The 751-nt window shown below is 66.8% G+C and carries 1 protein-coding gene; it reads right to left on the bottom strand.

Going from position 1 to position 751, the window contains the following annotated elements:
* Nucleotides 1-751 (bottom strand): P-loop NTPase family protein (locus CCN39_RS50570; RefSeq protein WP_208630712.1); only part of this gene is annotated, 751 nt, incomplete at both ends.

Here is a 751-nt window from a genome sequence, read left to right as displayed (position 1 = left end):
TCGCTGGGGGAAGCGAGGTGAGCGAGGAAGCTGCTGGTCTGGGCCTTACGTTGGAGTTCGCGGTAGTAGCGGGCCCCGGTGTCCCGGTGTGAGGAGTCCCCGCTCTGCTGTGCGAGACGTTCAGCGATGCTGTACCCGAGGTAGTTCCACAGCGCGGCATAGCGTTGGGGTGTTCGCGAGCCCTTGAGCTCGTCGAGGACACGCTGGACGGCGGTCAGGGCCCAGTCCCATTGGTTGTTCCAGATTGCTTCCCAGACCGCGACCTCGTGCCTGGCTGCGTTGTGCAGCTCACGGGCGCTGGGGGCGACGGTACGGGTGTACTGCTCGCGCTGGGAGGCGATGTGGGTGTCGACCTCAGCCCAGTCCTGCTCATGCCTGCGGAAGACCTCGAGGTTGTCGAGCATCTCGCTGGAGGTGGTGCCCAAGCTGTTTGTCCGGCCGAACTCGACTTCGGCGTGGACTTCCGTGTGCAGCGCCGCTTGGACGTCCGGGCCGGACAGGTACGACGTCAGGGATCGACCGAGCACCATGACGGCCGGCCAGTCCTTGTTGCTGCGGGTGGCCCGGCCTGAGCCCTGCACGATGCGCGCACGGATGCGCTCCTGAAGGACCTCCAGGGCGCCGAGTGATTCGTGCAGGAAGCGTTCCTGCAGGTCTCCTCGGGCGGGCAGGCCCGCGAGCACGACGAGTCGGCAGTCGTCGCCGGGGAGGTCGATGCCGTCGTACCGGTTGGTGAGGAGCAGTGCTGCCT

Source organism: Amycolatopsis kentuckyensis, from assembly GCF_002155975.1.
GTDB classification, from domain to species: domain Bacteria; phylum Actinomycetota; class Actinomycetes; order Mycobacteriales; family Pseudonocardiaceae; genus Amycolatopsis; species Amycolatopsis kentuckyensis.
This window is presented reverse-complemented; position numbering and strand designations above follow the sequence as displayed.